Raw genomic sequence first — 19,099 nt, 5'->3', positions numbered from 1 at the left:
TTATAGCTTTATTTGCCCCGCTTAGCAGTATAATTTCATCTCTATCTTATCTCATCCACACACGTTGTGCTTTCAAAAGGAAACTCTATGATTTCAAGTCATCAAGGCGTATCTCCGCGCATCGACCCTACCGCGTTTATCGCTCCTAATGCTATGGTTTATGGCAATGTCACCATTGGTACGAACGCTCGCATTTTGTTTGGGGCGCAAATTATCGCAGAAGGCGGCGCGATTTGCATTGGCGACGAGTGTGTTGTTATGGAAAATGCGGTGCTTCGAAGCCTTGATAATCACCCACTCACTATCGCAAACAACTGCCTCATCGGCCCACACGCGCATGTCGTTGGCTGTCATTTGGAAGAAGAAGTCTTTGTGGCAACCAATGCTTCTGTTTTGCATGGCGCACACGTTGGCGCGCGCAGTGAAATTCGCATTGGCGCCGTGGTTCATATCAAGTCCTATGTCAAACCTGATGGCATGGTACCCATCGGTTGGGTTGCCGTGGGCAATCCTGCTTCCATACTGCCCACCGAAGAGCACGAGTGCATCTGGCGCATCCAAAAACCTCTGAATTTTCCTCTTAGCGTTTACGGATTGGAGCGCGATGAAGCGACGACCAAAAAAGTGACGCAAAAGCTCTGTGCCAAACTGGCAAGTTTGAAGGAAGATTAGACTTTGTGATACAAATGGGTGATTTTGACATAATCGTAAAAATCACTCAGCAGTAAATAGCGCATCCCAATGTCCTCAAAGCGTTTGAGCATCACCACATCGCCTGCATTGTAGAGATTGGCACTGTGTAAAAACTCTTTGGGGTAGCGCTTTTTTTCAAACGGATACTCCGAAAAACAGTCCATAAAATTGGCAAAAAGATTGTTGATGATCAGCTCTTTGGCAGGTGTGGGCGCATGCAGATAGTCCTTGACCTTTTCAAACTCGCGACAGATATATTCTAAGCATTGTTGCATGCGTCACTGCTTAAACAGGCGTTGATATTTTGGGGAATTGGCATCTTTACATGTAAAAGGGAATTAAGCTTTGGAATGTCGAAACCACAGAGCTTTACAGTACCAATTTGCATCAGCGGACGACGGATCAAAATGGGCTCTTGCACCATTTTTTCGATAAGACTTTCCTTGGTGTAATCGTCCACTTTAAACGTCCCATCTTTAAGCTGTGGAGCAAAAGGGTTGAGCATCTCTTTGAGGCTTAGTCCTTCAAAAAATGCGTTCAATGTTTGCACATCCCAGCGTGTGTCCAAAAGGCTTCGCACTTCAAATATGACACCGTGTTCTTTAAGAAGCGCTTTTTGACGAGCGTTCCCACTACAGCCTGTTTTTTCGTAGAAAATGACCTGATTGGGTGTCGTTTTAAACATCATCGCTCCTTTGCGTTTAGATAGGGTCTATGCAAAAGCTATACCAAACATCATACCACTAAAATCTAGCTTAATAAACAATTTAAACAAAATAAACTATAATAAACCTATACACCAAGGTTTGGAAGAGTTTTTGCTTTGTTAGGTGAACACATCTGTAAAGGAATAGCATTGGACGCAGTCGATCAAGAGTATGTCGCACGCAAACTTCTCTCGGGATTTGAAAATCTTTTAGATATTAATGTCGATTTTGTGGCAGAGCTTGGCACGACCAATATTACGATTCAAAAACTTTTAAAACTCGAAAAAGGTTCCGTCATCGACCTTGAAAAACCTGCAGGTGAAAGTGTTGAACTCTACATCAACAACAAAATCTTTGGTAAAGGAGAGGTGATGGTGTATGAGAAAAACCTCGCGATCCGTATCAATGAAATCCTAGACTCCAAAACCGTCATCCAATACTTTAAAAAAGAGAACGTATGAGACTTTTTGTCGCACTCCTCGTGTTACTTTCATGGGTAAATGCGTCTAATTTATTGACCTACAATGTCTACGAGCGAAGTGATCGCGTTGATGTGATGCTCTCGTTTGATGCCCCCCATGAAGGCAGTATCTCTCAAAAAAATGATGCAACGTCTATTACGCTTACGATTAACGATCTTGGGTATGACAAGATGATCGAGAAGAGCATTAACTCCAACATCATTCAAGAACTGACCATCATCCCTGAAAAAAACAATACCCTTAAAGTGGTGCTGAAAAGCGATAAAAAAGTAAGTGTCATTGCCTCAAAAACCGTTGATGGTTTTGGGCTTCGCATTCGCAGTAGTGTGATGCAAGCACCGACACAAAGCTCCTCAGAAGCGGTGAGTTCATCCCTTCCAACCGTGCCTTCCTCTTCTGTTGATCTGATCGACACGCGCTATATTATTGTGATTGCTATTTTACTCTTCTTGGTGCTCGTGATGTTTTGGATTAAAAAACGACTGGCGATTCAAACGATCAAACCATCCAATGCTGCTGCTCAAAAGGGCGGGAAATCATGGCTTTTCAACCCAAAAACAGGCACACAACAAGAGGTGACGCTGTTGCATAAAAAACAGATCGATAACCAAAACAGTGTGGTACTTTTTGAGTATGGCACCATCAAATACCTCGTGATGACAGGAAATTCCAACGTTCTTTTAGAGAAATTTCAAAATGGCGAAGTCAAAGATGACACCGATTTTGAAAAGGTTTTTGAGGAAAATCGCAGACGTTTGGATGACTACCTTAAGCTTCAAGACAATAAACTCAGCACCTATAAAAACAAGGCTTCCGCAGATTACACCCCTATAGATGAGCTCCGTTAAAACCTTATGACCATCGCTATCTCCATCTTGTCTATCTACGCCTTCATCTTTCTAGGATTTATGGCAAAGCGGATGCTCAAAGAGGAGATGAATGAAAAAGGGATGATCCTTCTCTCCATCTATTTTTTACAACCCATGCTCTCATTTTGGGGACTCTCCAGCCGTCCGATTGAGTTTTCACTCCTCGAAGCACCCTTTTGGTACCTAACGATTTCGCTAATCTGCGTGCTGATAAGCTCTCTCATTGCTTTTATCTTTTTCAAAGAGGACATTAAAGAAAAATCCATCATCACCATCTGTGTAATCATTGGCAATACAGGCAATCTGGGTATTCCTCTGGGCATTGCACTTTTTGGAGATGCATCTATTTTGTACATGAGCATGATCAACATCACCAATGTGTTTATCGTCTATACCCTTGGCGTCTTCTTCTACTCCAGAGGCAATTTTAGCATCAAACAATCTCTCTTTAACATCATCAAATTACCTGTGATCTGGTTTGCTTCCTTAGCCCTTTTAATGAACATTTTTGAGATCCACCTGCATCCTGCGATGCTTATTCCTTTAGAGATGGGAGCGTATTGTACGATGGTCATTCAATTGGTCATTTTTGGTATGTACCTTTACAACATCAAACTTCGCAGTATCAACACGAAACTTCTTTTACATGTAAGCGTTATTAAGTTTGTCATCACACCATTGATTGCCGGTTGGATTCTCTATGGTTTGCTTGATTTGGAGCCGATGGTCGCGACCCTGATTTTTATTGAGCTGATTGTACCATTGGCGGTCACGAACGTCAATTTAGCCGCGTTGTATGAGTGCAAGCCCTTAGATGTGACTCTCTTGGTCTTTTTCACCTCTTTGGTTTTTATACCTTTTTTTATCCTTATCAGCAACCTTTTACACTATCTTAACATCGTGAGTATGCCATGAATATCAACGACAAAGACGCTCGCGTTAAATACATCCGATCCTTGGAGCGCTTTTTAGGCAGTTGCGTGAGTGCGCTTAAAAATGAAAATTTTGATTTTATTTTGTTTGTCAAACGTGCCGAAAAAGGGCTTAAGACACTCAGAAAAGTCGAACCCATCCGACTCGATTCAACCTATACGAATGGACTGGAAAATTACGCCAATTTGGTCGCCAATAGCATTGTGAACTTAGAAGAAATAGACACGGAAGAGACGCACAAACGTCTTTTAAAAGAGGCTAATTTACTGGAGAAAGAGAAGTATCGAGGTAATTATAAAAAAGATAAACACAAAGCACAAGGCTTTGATGACGGCTATTGAGCGAAAAAAGTTAAAATAGCTTCTCTCATCAGCACTCCATCTTCAATACGATTAATTTTATCTCTAAATTCAGACGCTTCGCGAAACCCTTTGGAATAGGTGTGCAGATGTTTACGAAAAATCGAAATCCCTTTTTGACCGTAAAAATCGACCATTGCATCGTAATGCTCTAAGACAATTTCTAAAATTTTGGTTTTTTCAACGTGTACGAGCTCATTTTTGATCTGGTAAAAAATCCACGGATTTCCCACCGCTCCTCGCCCAATCATCAAGCTATTGCACCCTGTGAGCTCTTTTACATGTAAGGCTTTTTCATAGCTGGTGATGTCACCATTGGCAATCAGAGGAATCTTCACAGACGCGCGTGCTCTTGCAATCGCTTGGTAGTCGACTTCGGCTTTATACGCTCCTGAACGCGTCCTGCCGTGCATGCTCATAAAATCAACCCCTGCACTCTCACACGCTTGTGCAATCTCTTCAGGAATCTTGGTCGTAAAGCCCAGGCGCACTTTAGCACTGGTGTAACGTTTGTTTGAATGCGTCTTAATCGTCTCAATAATTTTTTGCATGTGCGGAAGATTGAGAAGCAGTGAAGAGCCTGCCTCTTGGGAGATAATTTTAGGCACAGGACAACCACAATTAAGATCGATCCCATCAATGCCTTCAATGTCATTTAAAGCCAGCACTGCCTCTTTAATTGAGACTAAGTCTGATCCTGCAATCTGAACAATGTAGGGCGTCTCTCGTGGGGATTTGGTGATCATCTTAAAGGTTTTTTCAGATCCATAACGCAGCGCATTCGCGCTGATCATCTCAGAAAAGGTGACATCGGCACCAAATTTTTTAACAACGCTACGAAAAGGAAGGTCGGTAAAGCCAGCAAGAGGTGCAAGGGCTAAAATGCCCTTACTAAAGTCTATCTCGGAAGTCATGCGTGCAAGAATTTTTCGATGTCAATACTTTTACCATGGTCGCGTAAGAACATAATGGTTTTAAATTTAACAAACTCTTCACCATCAGAATTGAGGAGAAGTTCACGAATTTTATCAATCATTTGAAGATCATAAAGTACATACAAATAAGCATCCGTCGCAACGGTACCTTTGGAGTTGTAAAGTTTTTCAAAGAGTGCAATCAAAGCGTCCGGTGTTAATTTCATCTTCATTTCGCGTGCAAGCTCTAGGTAATCAGCCCTATCGGCTTTAAACTGCTCTAGCATATCTTCAATTGATTTAATATCCATCTCAAAACTATCATCCGCGTCTAAGTAGCGTTTCATCATATGGGTAAAGGCATCTTTATCGGTGGGAAAATCATACCGTTTAATTTCATTAAAACTTGCAAAATCAAGCAATGCTTCATACGCTTTTTTGCACAATTCACTGTTAAGTTCTTTACAATTTTTAAGCACCTCAAGTGCAAAGCGAGGCTCAATTTTAAGACGATTGATACTATTTTGAATCACAAGAGGATTGGTTTTAGAAAGCTTATATTTTTTTAGATCTTCGTAATTTCCGTTTGTCACACTCACCGCAACCGCACATGCTTTTGCCACCTCTTCTTCAATAAACGATGTTGGAAGTGTCGCATCAAAACGCATACTTTGTAGCACTTTTCCCGCAAATTTAAATCCCTCGGTTTTATACGAAGTGGTAACCTCTTCACCTAAAATACGATTTTTAGCAGACTCTTGAAACAGTTCATTGTCTTTTTTCAACGCTCTTTTGTAGAGAAAATCTTTGAAATTATAAAATACCAAGTGCCCGATAGAACCAAGTGCCAAGAAGAATACAGGGAGAAGTACCCATAACGCTATAGGCAAGCTTAATGAGAGACCAAACAGTTCAAGGGTATAACTTTCACCATTAAAACTATAGATATACAGTCCAATGGCTAACATGTAAATGAGCGTCACAAGGATATAGCGTTTGATTCCCATGGCTTTTCCTACTTATTTATTTTTTGCTGATTTCTCAATGATCTCACGGCACACAATGCAGTAGCGCGCATGTGGCTTAACTTTGAGGCGTTGAAAACCAATATCTTCTTCACACATTTCACAAATGCCATAACTGCCATTTCGAATTTTGTTGAGAGCAAACTCTATCTCGTTGAGCTCTTTCATCTGTTGTGCACTAATTGCTTGCTCGATCATACGATCGGTACTCACGGAAGCATGATCTGCTTCATCACCGACATCGGTATCTTTAAGATCTTCGATTTCTCGCATTGAGTCTTCGATATTTTTTTTGATTTGGACGCGTCTCTCTTTGAGAATGTCCTCGAAATGCTTTAGCTCGTGCTCTCTCATCCTTTGTTTCCTTTACAAAAAATTGACCTGAAATAACGTTGCATTATAATCAACTATTTATGATAGGGATGGTTGTTTTTTATACACAATCCCCTATAAATCTGCTCAAATAAAACCACTTTCGCGATTTTGTGCGCATATGTTAATCTACTTAAACTTATAATCTTTTGAGTTTTGCTTAAAAAACCCTCTTCAAACCCAAAAGCACCACCAATAAAAAAATTAATGCTCACATCTTGATCGAAAAGTGTACTAAACTGCTCACTGCTGAGCTGTTCCCCTTCCACATCAAGTGCAACATTGTACCCTTTTAAATGGGATTCGTACGCTTTTGTGTAAGAAGCTCGCGCTTCTTTTTCTCCGATCATCTGAGCGGAGGCAATTTGCTTATTAAAGATCTTAATCTCTTCGACTTTGGCAAAGCGAGAAATCATTTTAGTGTATTCGCCAGCGATCGCCTCGAGTGCCTTATCGCTGCTTTTTTCGATCGTAAAAATCTTTACATTCATGCTTTGAGTCTTAACTCAAATGCATCGTTTTTGCAACTCCCACCTAAAAGATTCAACAAGTCTGCGACCACTTTTTTCATATCGGTACGCGTTACGATCATATCAATCAAACCGTGCTCCAATAAAAACTCCGCTTTTTGGAACCCTTCTGGTAAATCGGCACCAATGGTCTGTTTGATAACCCTCTGACCTGCAAATCCTACAAGGGCACCCGGTTCTGCCATGATGATATCGCCCAAAAAGGCAAAAGACGCACTGACTCCACCCATCGTCGGATCGGTTAAAATGGAGATGTAGGGCAATTTGGCATCAGCGAGTTTGGTCAAAGCAGCGGATGTTTTAGACATTTGAAGCAAGGAGAAGGTGCTCTCTTGCATACGCGCACCACCGCTCGCACTCACGATAATCACGCCCTCTTTGTTGGCAATAGCGCGGTTGATAGCTCTTACAATCTTTTCACCCTCAACGGAGCCCAAACTTCCGCCCATAAAGGCGAAGTCAAAGACAACAATCTGAGCGGGCACACCCTCAATGCTGCATGAGCCACACATGACTGATGAGTTTTTTCCTGTTTTTTCTTGCGCCTCTTCGATACGTTTTTTATAGGATTTTTTATCCACAAATTTCAGAGGATCTATCGGTATGAGATTGGTGTCAAACTCAACAAAACTTCCCTCATCACAGAGCTGTTCAATTCGTTGTTTTGCAGAGATACGCATATGAAAACCACACTTTGGACAGACATTAAAACGTTGTTCGATCTCTTTGTAATACATTAAAGATTGGCACGCAGTGCATTTGACCCAGTGGCTTGGCGCTTCACTTGGAGCAGATTGCGTTTTTCGGATTTTAGAGAAAATTTCTGCAAATCGCATCGGTTTTTATCCTCTTTGAAAGCTAATTACTTATAAATAAACTTTTTATTTTATCAAAAATTTCCTTATCTTTGCTTACGAGGAAAATATCTCCCCCATAAAAGGTATGTAAATCCTCGCACATAAACAGACCCGCTTCGACATCGTAGGAGCGCATAACGCCTTCATACAGCACAAAGGAAACATCGTGGGCATAGGCTAAAGAGAGGGCAAAAGCGCCTGGGGATCGGTACTTTATTTTAGCGTCGTGCAGCTTCTCATGTGCCTTTTTGGAACAGTAAGAACGCTCAAAAATTCCTACCTTTGAAAAGGCGTTATATGTAACCAATGTAAAGTCTTTTTTTCCTATTTTTCCTTGGCGTAAACCCGTTTCATCTTTGATAAAAACATCGCCATTGGCTAAATTGGTGATGATCGCTTGCGTGCATTTTTCGTTTTCAAAATAGGCAATAGAGGTACCATAATAAGGAAGATGGGAGAGAAGATTGTCACTGCCATCAATGGGGTCTAGGATAATGCGCGCATGAGCGTTGGGGCTGGAGATCACCCCACTCTCTTCCGAGACAATCTCACCAAAAGGCAAAAGATGTTTGATGAAAATCTGCTCGGCTTCGAGGTCAATGCCAGCACTCACATCGCCACCCGCGCCAACGGCAAAAAGGTGGTGATGCGACGCGTTTAATCCTTTTACATGTAAAAGCTCAAACAGCTCTTCATTGGCATTTATCGCGGTGTTTAAAAAGCTCACATGGGACTCATTATCCAAGCAATTTTTTGATGATGCTAAGCGCAGCATCTCTGCCCTCTTTTGCAGCTGTAACCACAAGGTCAGAACCTCGTTTGCAATCGCCGCCTGCATACACACCTGATTTGCTGGTTTGATACTCCGCATTGACGACAATGCAGCCTGATTTATTAACCTCAATGCCATTTTCTGCCAAGAAGGTTGGAACACTTGGCGTAAAACCAAGGGCAAAGATGATAATATCGCCATCCACTCTAAAATCGCCACCTTTAACGATCTCAACGCATTGACGACAACTCGCATCTTTCGCACCTAAAATCGTTTTGTGCATATCAATGCCGATCACTTGTCCCTCAGAGTTCACCAAAATCTCTTTTGGCGTTACGTTGTAAACAAACTCTGCACCCTCTTCGATCGCATTTTTAAACTCTTTTTTAGAACCAGGCATATTGTATTTATCGCGTCTGTAAAGACAGGTGACACTTTTAGCCCCTTCACGAATCGAGGTTCTTAGACAATCCATCGCCGTGTCACCACCACCGATAACCACAACGTTTTTGCCTTTGACTTCAAACTTTTTATCGTAACTTTCACTAAAAAGTTTTTTCTGGATAGAGCGTAAAAAATCAATTGCCATAAAAACACCATTCGCATTTTCATTGGCAATATTGGCTTTGCGAGGACTCTCTGCACCCACACCTAAAAATAGGGCATCATGGCTGTGTGCGATCTCATCAAAGCTCATTTCTTTACCCACATGGGTGTTTACATGTAAGGTCATTCCCGCGTCTTGAAGCCATCTGACACGACGTGCGACAACCTCTTTATCGAGTTTAAAACCAGGAATGCCGTACGTTAAAAGTCCACCTGCTCTGTTTTGTCTCTCGTACATACTGACCGCAATACCCGCACGTAAAAGGTAGGTTGCACAGGCAAGTCCTGCAGGGCCTGCTCCAATGATGGCGACTTTTTTCTTCGTCGTAATGCCTGGAAAACTTGGCTTCAACCCTTTTTTAAATCCCTCTTCTGAGATAAAGGTCTCAATCGCCCCAATGGTGATCGCGCCATGCCCATCATTCAGCGTACAATCGCCTTCGCAAAGACGATCTTGTGGACAAATTCGCCCTGTAATCTCAGGGTATGGATTGCTCTCATTGGAGAGATTAAACGCCAAATCACGCTTCATTGCACTCGTGGCTTTGAGCCAAAAGGGGATGTAGTTGTGCAAAGGACATTTGCTATGGCAAAAAGGATCGCCACATTGAATACAACGATCGGCTTGCAAAGAGGCATCTTCTTTACTCAAAATTTCATAAATTTCTCTAAAATCTTTGACTCTATCACCGGTTGAGCGTTTTCTAGGCTCACATCTCTCTTCATTCACAAAATTTTGCATCTTAGTCTCCTTGCTCAGGATTGAGTGGTACCTTCGTCATATCTTTAGGTCTCACCATCCAAAAATCTCTTACCGCGTGGCGGAAATCATCTAAAATATGCGTTGCTTTAAAGCTTGTTGTCTCGTTAATATGGGTTCGTAAAAGTCGCTTCAAGAAGTGGCGTGCTTCATCCATATCATCCGTATCAATGCGTTCCGCAATCACTAACTCTTGGTTGAGTTTATCAATAAAATCACGTGTTTCGTCATAAACAAATGCGACACCACCCGTCATACCAGCACCAAAATTCACGCCTGTATTTCCAAGAATGGCAACCAAACCGCCCGTCATATATTCACACGCATGATCTCCAGTACCTTCAACAACAGCCGTTGCGCCAGAGTTCCGGACACAAAAACGCTCCCCGACATTGCCTGCAATGTAAAGCTTACCACCTGTTGCGCCGTACAGACAGGTATTGCCCGCACATGAGTAGTCTCTGCCTTGATACTTAGGCGCTATGACGATTTTACCACCATTCATGCCTTTACCAACATAATCATTCGCCGTGCCTTTGAGGTTGATGTTAATTCCATTGGCTAAAAATGCCCCCAAAGATTGACCTGCAACGCCATTGAGCCTAAAGACGATGCTGTCATCTTTGAGCCCTTTATTGCCGTAAAACTTCGCGATTTCACCACTGATGAGTGTTCCAAAACTACGGTTGGTATTGCTAATACTTTTGTGCAAGACTATTTTTTCATCTGGATTTTCAATGACTTTATAGACATCTTTTAAAATGGCTTTCTCAAATTCATTTTTATCAAACGGATCATTCGACTTACCATTGTGTGTATCAGGACCTTCAAGCCTCATTAATACGGAAGAAAAATCAAACTTCTTCGCAAATGCGTCGTCTATTACGCTTAGAAGATCGCTGCGTCCAATAATCTCTTCCATACGCGTATACCCAAGGTGTGCAAGAATTTCTCTAACATCCTCCGCTAAAAGCGTAAAGAAGTTAATCAGCTTATCGACCGTTCCTACAAAATGCTCTCTGAGTTTTTCATCTTGTGTTGCCACACCCACAGAACAGCGGTTTAAGTGACAAACACGAAGCACTTTACACCCAATGATCGTTAACGAAAGTGTTCCAAACGCATAACTCTCCGCACCAAGTAAAGCTGCTTTAATGACATCCAGACCCGTTTTGAGTCCACCATCAGTTTGAAGATGCACGCTGTCTCTTAAGTGGTTGGCTTTAAGCGCATTATGCGCCTCACTTAAACCAATTTCCCATGGATTTCCTGCAAATTTGATGGACGTCAGAGGTGCTGCACCCGTACCGCCGTCACCGCCAGAGATGATGATTTTATCGGCATAGGCTTTTGCCACGCCTGCTGCAATCGTTCCAACACCTGCCGTCGATACGAGTTTAACGGTGATGATTGCTTCTGGGTTGATCTGTTTCATATCAAAAATAAGCTGTGCCAAATCCTCAATCGAATAAATATCGTGATGCGGCGGTGGCGAAATCAGCGTGACACCTGGAATTGTGTAGCGAAGGCTTGCAATCAGTGGCGTTACTTTATGCCCAGGAAGCTGTCCACCCTCACCTGGTTTTGCACCTTGTGCCACTTTGATCTGAATCTCCGTTGCTGAGCGTAAATACTCAGGTGTTACACCAAAACGACCCGATGCAATCTGTTTAATACGTGAATTTTTATTGCTTTTAAGACGTTCAGGTGCTTCACCACCTTCGCCAGAGTTACTCATACCACCGATCTTATTCATCGCTTCACCCAAAGCTTCATGCGCTTCAGGAGAGATGGAGCCCAAACTCATCGCTGCGGTTGAAAAACGTCTAAAGATCGCCTCTTTTGATTCGACTTTATCAAGAGCAATCGGCTCACGATCAGATTTAAGTTCAAAGAAATCGCGAATCATCTTAAGTCCGCGATTATTTACCAATTTTGTGAACTCATGAAAATCTTTTTTATCACCGCTCGTAGTTGCTTTATGAATCGCATGAATCGCATTAGGATGATAATCATGGTACTCTTGCCCATCGATGTATTTGTAAAAACCACCAATTTCAAGAGGGAAAAGCTTTTTACTGATGTTAAGCTCATACGCTAAATGATGGTTACGACTTAAACGCTCTTCCACATCTTCATACGAAAGCCCCGGAATCAGTGAAATCGCACCATCAAAACACTCATGAACCACGTCTTTTCCAAGACCTAAAACATCAAAGAGTGCTGAGTTTTTGTACGATGCAATAGTCGCAATACCCATTTTAGACATGACTTTTAAAAGTCCTTGCCCCAAAGCATGGTTGACATTTTTGAGTTTTGTTTTGATCTCATACGCGCCCATTTCACTCTTTTTGCCTTCATCCAAAACGGTGGCATAGAGTAAATAAGGATAAATGGCACTCGCACCAAATCCCATCATACAGGCACATGAGTGCGTATCGATCGCTTCACCCGATATGGCGATAATAGAGGTGAGTGAACGAACACCTTCATCCAAAAGCACTTGATTCACGCGACCAATCACCATAATCATCGGCATCGGTTTAAGCTTGCTCGTCATGCCACGATCATCCAAGAAAATAATGCGAATGCCCTCATTTTTAACCGCTTGCGCAATGTCATAGGCTAAATCTTCAAGACTGCCTTTGAGGTTGTCTTCAAACAGTGTTGAGAAGTAGCGGTTCTTATACTCATCTTTATAGCGCGCTTTGCTAGAATCGCCAAAAGAGTCTAAGATTTCGTACTTTTCTTGCATTAAAATAGGAGAGATCGATTTGATGCGTATCGCATGTTCTTGATCTTCTTCTAAAATGTTGCGAATTTCACCAAAGCTCGTATTTAAACTCATCACCACTTTTTCGCGAATCGGGTCAATCGGAGGATTGGTCACTTGCGCAAATTTTTGTTTGAAATAATCACTGAAATTACGTTGGACTTTACTAAATGCAGCCATTGGTGTGTCATCACCCATAGAGCCAACACCCTCTTTGCCATCTTTCATCATTGGCTCGATGACCATATTTTTGACTTCTTGCGTGATGTTAAAGTAGCGTTGCTCAAGTTCTAAATTTTCACGTACATAATCCGTTGTTTTGGAAAAAGGAATGTCCACAAACTCTTGCAGATACACAAGCCCTTTGTTCAACCATTCGGTATAGGTATTTGAGCTTTTCAAATAGTCGTTGATGTCGTCGTTTTTCATGATCTTGCCAAATTTAAGATCCACACCGATCATTTGACCACTTTGTAATCTGCCTCGCTCGATGATGTTGTCTTCTTCAATATCTAAAACACCATACTCCGAAGAGATAATGATGCGATCATCTTTGGTAATGATGTATTTAGCAGGTCTTAAACCATTTCGATCCAGTACACAGGCGATATGACGACCATCGGTGAGAGAAATTGCTGCGGGACCATCCCATGGCTCAAAATTGATACTGGAGAATTCATAAAAAGCTCGAAGCTCTGAGTCCATGTGCGGTGCATTTTGCCATGGAGCGGGGATCAGTGAGCGTACGGCTTTGAAAAAGTCAAATCCATTAATAAGCATAAATTCAAACATGTTGTCCAAACTCGCACTGTCACTCACATCATTCGTCGTCAATGGATATAATTTTTGCAACTCTTCATCGGAGAAAATTGTGCTTTTCATACACTCACTTTTAACGTGTGTGTTGAAACGATTGGCTGAAATAGAGTTAATCTCTCCATTGTGTGCTAATGTTCGAAACGGTTGCGCTAGTTTCCATTTGGGGAGCGTATTGGTGGAGAAACGTTGGTGAAATAGGGCAAAGGTTGCTTTAAAATCGACATCGCTCAAATCGGGGAAAAAAGTTTTGATGTAGGTTGGCATCACCAAACCTTTGTACGAAATCACTTTACTTGAAAAAGAGGCAATGTAAAAATCAGGCTCATTAGCGAGTTTTCGCTCAACTATTTTACGTGTCAAGTACAACAGTGCTTCAAAACGTTTGGTTGCCACTAAGGATGAGGACGTTACGAAGGCTTGAATAATTTGAGGCAATGAATCGAGTGCTAATTTTCCAAGGGCTTTTGTTTTTACAGGAACATCGCGATACAAAAGAACTTTAAGATCGTTTTGCTCACAGGTCTCTTCAAAAATTCTTTTTTGTTCATCGGTGGTTAAAAAAATCATAGCAACAGCAAACTGCTTTGGAAGATCAATGCCTAATTTGTGTACCTCTTTTTTCATAAACTCAGCAGGCATAGAAAAAAGAAGTCCACTACCATCGCCACTTTTACCATCAGCAGCAATGGCACCTCTGTGCATCATTCGCTCTAATGCCGTGATAGCATCTTCGACATTTTCATGGGTTGGAATGTTTTTTATGTTTGCGATTAATCCAAAACCGCAGTTGTCTTTAAATCCTGTAATAAGATCCATTTCACAAGCCTTTTGTGGAATTTTCATCAAAATTCTGACGAAATCTGACAAATTTTTAAGCTAAAAGCGAAGGATAATACATGAATAATGCTTATTTTTCAATTAAACACTACTTTTCGATGTTTATAGCATTTACATACCTCAATTCATATTAATTGTCAATTAATTTATTAAAATAAATATGAATAGTTAATTTTTAATTTTAATAATAGTCAAATATTTAGATGCTAAAATTCTTTATGCAAGGATACATCATCAATTTAAATCGCGTCAAAGACGAAGATTTAATTGTCACCATTTTAACGCAAACCAGCATTAAAACCCTTTATAGATTTTACGGTGCCCGTCACTCTACGATTCATTTAGGCTACAAAATTGACTTTGAAGCGATTCCCTCTCTCAAGTCATCCATTCCTCAGCTTCGCTCCATTATGCACCTAGGAACGCCTTGGAATAACCAGCGCGAACGCATGCTGATTTGGCAGCCTTTTATTCGGCTTTTTTACACGCATCTCAAAGATGTAGCAACGATTGATAGTTTTTATTTTGATCTTTTAGAAGCATGTTCTACTATTTGGCAAAAGCAGAACCCTAAACGGGTCGCTATTGAAGCCTATATCAAACTTTTGATTTATGAGGGAAGATTGCACGATGATTTTATCTGTTTTAACTGCGAAGAGCGCATTGAAAATGATTTAACACTGATTCGAGGTTTTTTACCTGCACATAAACTGTGTGCGTGGAATCAGACCTTTGATCTTTTACATGTAAAGCAACTTTTTGAAGAACAGAGCACCATAGCACTGGATGATGAACAAATTGATGTGTTATGGAAAATTTTATTGGAGGGGTTTTGATCTTGATACGCCTGTTTGGCTTTGCCTAACAGCCTACGCTGCGCTAAAGCTTGCTTCTTTCGAAGCAGAAATTTACTCTAAAAAGCGCGCATCACTAAAACTGGATGTTTGGATATTTTCAAATGCTTTTTTGAGTGAGATGAAAAGATCGGGATTCTCTTTTTCCATACTAATAAGCATCTCTTTCGTTTTGGCTCGCATCACGGGCATTTTAACATCAAAACGCATCGCAGGACACGCTTCATCTCCGATGATCGGCATATTGGCATCCATTGCACAATCGCGCAATTGACGCTCACGTACATGAATCAGTGGGCGAATCACCTGCAAGCCGTTTTGCGCTTTGTAGATGGGTGGCATAGAGCGAAGTGCTCCATTGTGTGAGAAGTTCATAAAAAAGCTCTCTACCGCGTCATCAAGGTGGTGCGCAAGCGCTAACTTTGCATAACCTTGCTCAAGCGCATAGGTGTAAAGTGCTCCTCGTCTCATGCGCGAGAAGAAACTGCAAAATGAGGAGTTTTCACGAATTTTCTCTTGCGCAAGCTCAAAAATCTTCGTATCCACAATCTCGTGATCGATCTCATGCTCCAAACAGTGATTGTGTAATGTTTGAAGGTCTTCTCCCATGCCATAGGCAATCGTAACCGCTTTAAATTCAAAATCAAACGGAGCAACGCGTTGCATGTGTTTTAAAACATGCGCAAGGCTTAGGGAGTCTTTCCCCCCACTAAGCCCTAGCAGTATCTTATCGCCCTCATTGATGAGATTGTAGTGGGCATTGGTGCGCCCTACGATGCGTAAAAGGCGTTTACTAATTTCGATCATGACTGAGTTCGTCCAACATCGCGATAATAAACTGAGCACTCTCTTTGGCTGAACTGACTAAGAATTCATCAAAACTAAATCCCGCGTCCATATCAGCGGCATCACTGATGGCACGAAGCACACAAAAAGGAATGTTTAGAGCATCACATACCACAGCAACGGAAGCGCCTTCCATCTCAGTGGCATCGGCATTAAATGTCGTATGAATCCACTCTTTTTTCACACCATCGCAGATGAATTGATCACCTGTGGCAATAATACCCTCAAGCAATGGAATCTTTTGTTCTAATGCTACTTGTTTAGCCAACTCTGTGAGTGCTTTGTCCGTTTCAACATAGACAGAACCCTCAGGCACGTAGCCGTGAGGATGGCCAAACGCCGTAATATCAAGATCGTGTTGAGCAAGTTTGGTTGCTACAAGCAAATCGCCCACTTTAAGGGAGGGGTTGAGTGCACCCGCAACGCCTGAAAAAAGAAGTTTTTGCGCTCCAAATTTTTCAATAAGCGTTGAAGCGGTAAGGCTCGCATTAACTTTACCAATCTTGCTGTAAGCAATGACTAAATCTATTCCCCTATACGACGTGGTATAGTAACGATTTTTGGCATGCTCAATCGTCTCATACGTTCCAAAAAACTCTAAAAGTGGCGTGATCTCTTCGACCATCGCACCCATAATCGCTATTTTCATCTTTTTCCTTTTACAAAAGTGCAAGCACTTCGTCTAAACTTTTCATATCGGTAATGCTATGCGTTGGTTTTTGCGTAATGCGTTTATTAAGACCCTTAAGTACAGAGCCTCCAAATTCAATAAACGAGTCCGTAGCATTCTCTACATGTAAAATAGATTGTTTGTATTTGACAGGTGAAACCAACTGCTCTGAAAGGAGTCTTTTTGCCTCTGCTTTACTCTGATAAGCGCTTGCTGTCACATTGGAAATCACAGGCATTGCAAAACTCTCTTTGAGCCATTTTTCTAAGTATTCTTCAAGTTTTGGCTGAGCTGAGCTTAAAAGTGGACAATGGCTTGCGACGGACATCGGAAGTAAAACCGCTTTTTTGGCCCCTGCTTCTTTAAAAAGTGGCTCGAGTGAAGCTAAATCATCTTTATTCCCCGCAATAACAATCTGTCCATCGCCATTGTAATTTGCCGCCCAGACTTTTTTGCCAAGCTCACGCTCTTTACATGTAAGATTCTCAACACTGACATCATCCAAACCAAGAAGCGCCATCATACCCGCATTAATGCCTTCGCACGCCTCTTTCATCAAAAGACCGCGTTGGTGTACAAGCTCTACTGCATCGAGATAATCCATGGCACTAGCAGCACTTAAAGCTGAAAATTCACCGAGAGAATGACCCAAAACGGATTGAGGAATGACTTTGCACTGCTCACTAAAGAGGCGATGCGCGATGAGACTGACCAATAAGATAGCAGGTTGTGCGAACTCTGTTTGATCTAATCTATCATTCTCTTCAAACAGAAGCGCTGTAAAGTCAAATCCTACTCGCTGACTTGCTTTTTCAATCATCTTTTTTGCAAGAGGAGCGTTATCATAAAAATCTTTTCCCATGCCAATTTTTTGGCTACCTTGTCCAGGAAAGATAAAGATACTATTATTCATTGATGAACCTTTTATGTTTTACATGTAAGCTTTTGTCACAGGTACAAATGCACACATCTAGTCTATTTTTAGTCTGTCTTTGTAATCGTTGATTTTTTTGCGTAGGGTATTTCGATTGAGTCCAAATTTTTCACTGATGGCAAGTTGAGAGCCAAATTTGGTATAGCCACTTTTGATCATAGGAACATCAAAAAGGTAGAGCAAATCGCGGTAATCATTTCGCCCACCAATACGTTGGGATAAAAAACGCTCCATCATTGCTAAAATTTCTTCTTCGCCAAAAGAGTTCATAAGATAAGCATTGTAAACGGATCGTCTGAGGGAGTAACAATTTTTGCTAAGATCGGGAGTGATTTCATCCAAAGAAGGTGCTGCACCAAACTCTCCATCAAACATCATACATGCTTCATAGGCGAATTTCTCCATCAACGCAGGCACATCTTCAAGACGTTCACGAAGCGGTGGAATAACAATCTTAAGGCTGAAAAATTCATCCATTAAAGGTTCGCCAATTGGCAAACTAGAGGTTGCAATAATGCGTGTTTTATGAACATCTAACGCGATTTTGAGTTTTTTATAATTGGTAATTTTATGAAAATTTTTGACGATGAGACTACTGTTTGTTTCAATAAGCGCTAAAAGCTCATTGAAAGCACTCGCATCGACAATAGGAGCTGAAACAATATGTTTGGCAAGCGTTTGTTTGCCCGCGCCATTTTCACCCAATATCAGTGCATTAATTGTAACACTTTTGAGAAGATTAGCTGATTTAAGAGCCTCCATAGAGGCTCTTGACTTTGCTATATAATTAGTGTGATCCACAACATCCGCCACCATGGGAGTGACTTTCACCGCCGCAGCATCCGCCTTCACCGTGCTCATGATCGTGATCGTGTCCGCCACAGCATTCACTCTCATCTTCATGCTCATGGGAACCGCATCCGCCAGATCCACAACCACAACTGTGTCCACCACCAACATAACCGTTTAACATCTCATCTGCTGTTGCATCACGTACTTCGAGAATGCTAATTGCAAATAAAAGATCTTGTCCCGCTAAAGGATGGTTAAAATCGATTTCAACGGTTTCATCATTAAAGCTTTTAACGCTTACTTGAACCGTCTCACCGTTTTCACCTTGACCATAAAGTGTCATGCCAACTTGAAGTTCAAGTCCAGCAAATTGCTCTTTTGGTAATGTTTGAACAGCTTGATCATCGTAAATACCATAGGCATCAGCTGCAACTACTTTAATGTCAGCGTTCTCACCAGCTTTAAGCTCTTTAATTTTCTCTTCTAATCCTGGAATAATTTGACCTTTTCCAACAATAAAAGAGAGTGGCGCTGCATTAATATTACTATCTAAAATTTCACCACTATCAACATTTCTAAGCTCATAATGGATTGAAACTACTTGATTATCACTAATACTCATATTTTCTCCCTTAATTTATAAACAGGGAATTTTAACATAAGTTTGTTGTATATGCCCTTAGGCGAAAGCTTTA

General features: G+C 41.4%; 21 protein-coding genes. 6 read left to right on the top strand and 15 right to left on the bottom strand.

The window, feature by feature from the left end:
* Positions 1-87 precede the first annotated feature (87 nt).
* Positions 88-672 carry a gamma carbonic anhydrase family protein gene (locus tag SMUL_RS03570; protein WP_025343892.1) on the top strand — a complete coding sequence of 195 codons (585 nt, stop codon included), beginning with the start codon at positions 88-90 and terminating at the stop codon, positions 670-672.
* Here SMUL_RS03570 and SMUL_RS03565 read toward each other — a convergent pair.
* Positions 669-968 (bottom strand): hypothetical protein, encoded by a 300-nt coding sequence (locus SMUL_RS03565; protein ID WP_025343891.1) that lies wholly within the window; start codon positions 966-968, stop codon positions 669-671. The genes SMUL_RS03570 and SMUL_RS03565 overlap by 4 nt on opposite strands.
* Entirely contained in the window at positions 953-1,381 is a 429-nt protein-coding gene (locus SMUL_RS03560; protein WP_025343890.1) for an ArsC/Spx/MgsR family protein, read from the bottom strand. Before SMUL_RS03560 ends, SMUL_RS03565 begins: the two co-directional genes overlap by 16 nt.
* Positions 1,382-1,549: 168 nt before the next feature.
* On the opposite strand from SMUL_RS03560, the gene fliN reads away from it, so the two are divergent.
* From fliN to SMUL_RS03540, 4 genes are read left to right on the top strand one after another with little or no spacing between them, the layout of a single operon-like run.
* Complete coding sequence (fliN, locus tag SMUL_RS03555) at positions 1,550-1,861, top strand: flagellar motor switch protein FliN (protein ID WP_025343889.1); 312 nt, start codon at positions 1,550-1,552, stop codon at positions 1,859-1,861.
* Complete coding sequence (locus tag SMUL_RS03550) at positions 1,858-2,730, top strand: hypothetical protein (RefSeq protein WP_025343888.1); 873 nt, start codon at positions 1,858-1,860, stop codon at positions 2,728-2,730. The genes fliN and SMUL_RS03550 overlap by 4 nt, the downstream gene beginning before the upstream one ends.
* A 60-nt stretch (positions 2,731-2,790) precedes the next feature.
* Entirely contained in the window at positions 2,791-3,666 is an 876-nt protein-coding gene (locus SMUL_RS03545; RefSeq protein WP_235674109.1) for an AEC family transporter, read from the top strand.
* On the top strand, positions 3,663-4,025 hold the full coding sequence (locus tag SMUL_RS03540; RefSeq protein WP_025343886.1) for a hypothetical protein: 363 nt from the start codon (positions 3,663-3,665) through the stop codon (positions 4,023-4,025). Before SMUL_RS03545 ends, SMUL_RS03540 begins: the two co-directional genes overlap by 4 nt.
* Here the strand turns inward: SMUL_RS03540 and SMUL_RS03535 are convergent.
* The 8 genes from SMUL_RS03535 to gltB are packed head-to-tail and all read right to left on the bottom strand — an operon-like array spanning position 4,019 to position 14,287.
* A complete protein-coding gene (locus SMUL_RS03535) occupies positions 4,019-4,957 on the bottom strand; it encodes a tRNA dihydrouridine synthase (protein WP_025343885.1) in 939 nt (312 codons plus the stop codon). The two genes, SMUL_RS03540 and SMUL_RS03535, sit on opposite strands and share 7 nt — an antisense overlap.
* Entirely contained in the window at positions 4,954-5,964 is a 1,011-nt protein-coding gene (locus SMUL_RS03530; RefSeq protein ID WP_025343884.1) for a hypothetical protein, read from the bottom strand. The genes SMUL_RS03535 and SMUL_RS03530 overlap by 4 nt, the downstream gene beginning before the upstream one ends.
* Before the next feature lie 12 nt (positions 5,965-5,976).
* Positions 5,977-6,336, bottom strand: coding sequence for an RNA polymerase-binding protein DksA (gene dksA, locus SMUL_RS03525; protein ID WP_025343883.1), 360 nt, complete (start codon positions 6,334-6,336; stop codon positions 5,977-5,979).
* 53 nt (positions 6,337-6,389) lie between these two features.
* Positions 6,390-6,845, bottom strand: a complete 456-nt coding sequence (locus tag SMUL_RS03520) for a 23S rRNA (pseudouridine(1915)-N(3))-methyltransferase RlmH (RefSeq protein WP_025343882.1) — start codon at positions 6,843-6,845, stop codon at positions 6,390-6,392.
* The gene (gene accD, locus SMUL_RS03515) at positions 6,842-7,720 is read right to left on the bottom strand and encodes an acetyl-CoA carboxylase, carboxyltransferase subunit beta (RefSeq protein WP_025343881.1); all 879 of its coding nucleotides are present in this window, start codon (positions 7,718-7,720) and stop codon (positions 6,842-6,844) included. Before accD ends, SMUL_RS03520 begins: the two co-directional genes overlap by 4 nt.
* A gap of 22 nt (positions 7,721-7,742) precedes the next feature.
* On the bottom strand, positions 7,743-8,468 hold the full coding sequence (locus SMUL_RS03510) for an inositol monophosphatase family protein (protein ID WP_025343880.1): 726 nt from the start codon (positions 8,466-8,468) through the stop codon (positions 7,743-7,745).
* Between the two features lie 10 nt (positions 8,469-8,478).
* On the bottom strand, positions 8,479-9,861 hold the full coding sequence (locus SMUL_RS03505) for a glutamate synthase subunit beta (RefSeq protein ID WP_025343879.1): 1,383 nt from the start codon (positions 9,859-9,861) through the stop codon (positions 8,479-8,481).
* Between the two features lies 1 nt (position 9,862).
* Positions 9,863-14,287 (bottom strand): glutamate synthase large subunit, encoded by a 4,425-nt coding sequence (gltB, locus tag SMUL_RS03500; RefSeq protein ID WP_025343878.1) that lies wholly within the window; start codon positions 14,285-14,287, stop codon positions 9,863-9,865.
* A gap of 239 nt (positions 14,288-14,526) precedes the next feature.
* Between gltB and recO the strand changes: the two genes are divergently transcribed.
* The gene (gene recO / locus SMUL_RS03495) at positions 14,527-15,144 is read left to right on the top strand and encodes a recombination protein RecO (protein ID WP_025343877.1); all 618 of its coding nucleotides are present in this window, start codon (positions 14,527-14,529) and stop codon (positions 15,142-15,144) included.
* A 72-nt stretch (positions 15,145-15,216) separates the two neighbouring features.
* Here the strand turns inward: recO and SMUL_RS03490 are convergent, their stop codons facing one another.
* From SMUL_RS03490 to SMUL_RS03470, 5 genes are read right to left on the bottom strand one after another with little or no spacing between them, the layout of a single operon-like run.
* On the bottom strand, positions 15,217-15,969 hold the full coding sequence (locus tag SMUL_RS03490) for an ATP-binding protein (protein WP_025343876.1): 753 nt from the start codon (positions 15,967-15,969) through the stop codon (positions 15,217-15,219).
* The gene (locus tag SMUL_RS03485) at positions 15,956-16,657 is read right to left on the bottom strand and encodes a 5'-methylthioadenosine/adenosylhomocysteine nucleosidase (protein ID WP_025343875.1); all 702 of its coding nucleotides are present in this window, start codon (positions 16,655-16,657) and stop codon (positions 15,956-15,958) included. The genes SMUL_RS03490 and SMUL_RS03485 overlap by 14 nt, the downstream gene beginning before the upstream one ends.
* Positions 16,658-16,667: 10 nt before the next feature.
* The gene (gene fabD, locus SMUL_RS03480; protein ID WP_025343874.1) at positions 16,668-17,591 is read right to left on the bottom strand and encodes an ACP S-malonyltransferase; all 924 of its coding nucleotides are present in this window, start codon (positions 17,589-17,591) and stop codon (positions 16,668-16,670) included.
* Positions 17,592-17,648: 57 nt separating this feature from the next.
* Entirely contained in the window at positions 17,649-18,509 is an 861-nt protein-coding gene (locus SMUL_RS03475; protein ID WP_223809758.1) for a Fis family transcriptional regulator, read from the bottom strand.
* Positions 18,400-19,026: an FKBP-type peptidyl-prolyl cis-trans isomerase gene (locus SMUL_RS03470; protein ID WP_025343872.1), complete on the bottom strand. Its 627-nt coding sequence runs from the start codon at positions 19,024-19,026 to the stop codon at positions 18,400-18,402. The genes SMUL_RS03475 and SMUL_RS03470 overlap by 110 nt, the downstream gene beginning before the upstream one ends.
* Positions 19,027-19,099 lie beyond the last annotated feature (73 nt).

It is taken from the genome of Sulfurospirillum multivorans DSM 12446 (assembly GCF_000568815.1).
GTDB classification, from domain to species: Bacteria; Campylobacterota; Campylobacteria; order Campylobacterales; family Sulfurospirillaceae; genus Sulfurospirillum; species Sulfurospirillum multivorans.
The sequence above is the reverse complement of the archived record's forward strand: the minus strand, read 5'-3'. Positions and strand labels throughout refer to the sequence as shown.

Excerpts from the sequence above, each read along its gene's own strand:
- SMUL_RS03505 (WP_025343879.1), bottom strand. The coding sequence starts at position 9,861 with ATGCAAAATTTTGTGAATGAAGAGAGATGTGAGCCTAGAAAACGCTCA.
- fabD (WP_025343874.1), bottom strand. The coding sequence starts at position 17,591 with ATGAATAATAGTATCTTTATCTTTCCTGGACAAGGTAGCCAAAAAATT.
- SMUL_RS03475 (WP_223809758.1), bottom strand. The coding sequence starts at position 18,509 with ATGAGAGTGAATGCTGTGGCGGACACGATCACGATCATGAGCACGGTG.
- dksA (WP_025343883.1), bottom strand. The coding sequence starts at position 6,336 with ATGAGAGAGCACGAGCTAAAGCATTTCGAGGACATTCTCAAAGAGAGA.
- accD (WP_025343881.1), bottom strand. The coding sequence starts at position 7,720 with ATGCGATTTGCAGAAATTTTCTCTAAAATCCGAAAAACGCAATCTGCT.
- SMUL_RS03490 (WP_025343876.1), bottom strand. The coding sequence starts at position 15,969 with ATGATCGAAATTAGTAAACGCCTTTTACGCATCGTAGGGCGCACCAAT.
- SMUL_RS03535 (WP_025343885.1), bottom strand. The coding sequence starts at position 4,957 with ATGACTTCCGAGATAGACTTTAGTAAGGGCATTTTAGCCCTTGCACCT.
- SMUL_RS03560 (WP_025343890.1), bottom strand. The coding sequence starts at position 1,381 with ATGATGTTTAAAACGACACCCAATCAGGTCATTTTCTACGAAAAAACA.
- SMUL_RS03485 (WP_025343875.1), bottom strand. The coding sequence starts at position 16,657 with ATGAAAATAGCGATTATGGGTGCGATGGTCGAAGAGATCACGCCACTT.
- SMUL_RS03545 (WP_235674109.1), top strand. The coding sequence starts at position 2,791 with ATGGCAAAGCGGATGCTCAAAGAGGAGATGAATGAAAAAGGGATGATC.
- SMUL_RS03470 (WP_025343872.1), bottom strand. The coding sequence starts at position 19,026 with ATGAGTATTAGTGATAATCAAGTAGTTTCAATCCATTATGAGCTTAGA.
- recO (WP_025343877.1), top strand. The coding sequence starts at position 14,527 with ATGCAAGGATACATCATCAATTTAAATCGCGTCAAAGACGAAGATTTA.
- SMUL_RS03570 (WP_025343892.1), top strand. The coding sequence starts at position 88 with ATGATTTCAAGTCATCAAGGCGTATCTCCGCGCATCGACCCTACCGCG.
- SMUL_RS03550 (WP_025343888.1), top strand. The coding sequence starts at position 1,858 with ATGAGACTTTTTGTCGCACTCCTCGTGTTACTTTCATGGGTAAATGCG.
- SMUL_RS03520 (WP_025343882.1), bottom strand. The coding sequence starts at position 6,845 with ATGAATGTAAAGATTTTTACGATCGAAAAAAGCAGCGATAAGGCACTC.
- gltB (WP_025343878.1), bottom strand. The coding sequence starts at position 14,287 with ATGGATCTTATTACAGGATTTAAAGACAACTGCGGTTTTGGATTAATC.
- SMUL_RS03530 (WP_025343884.1), bottom strand. The coding sequence starts at position 5,964 with ATGGGAATCAAACGCTATATCCTTGTGACGCTCATTTACATGTTAGCC.
- SMUL_RS03540 (WP_025343886.1), top strand. The coding sequence starts at position 3,663 with ATGAATATCAACGACAAAGACGCTCGCGTTAAATACATCCGATCCTTG.
- SMUL_RS03565 (WP_025343891.1), bottom strand. The coding sequence starts at position 968 with ATGCAACAATGCTTAGAATATATCTGTCGCGAGTTTGAAAAGGTCAAG.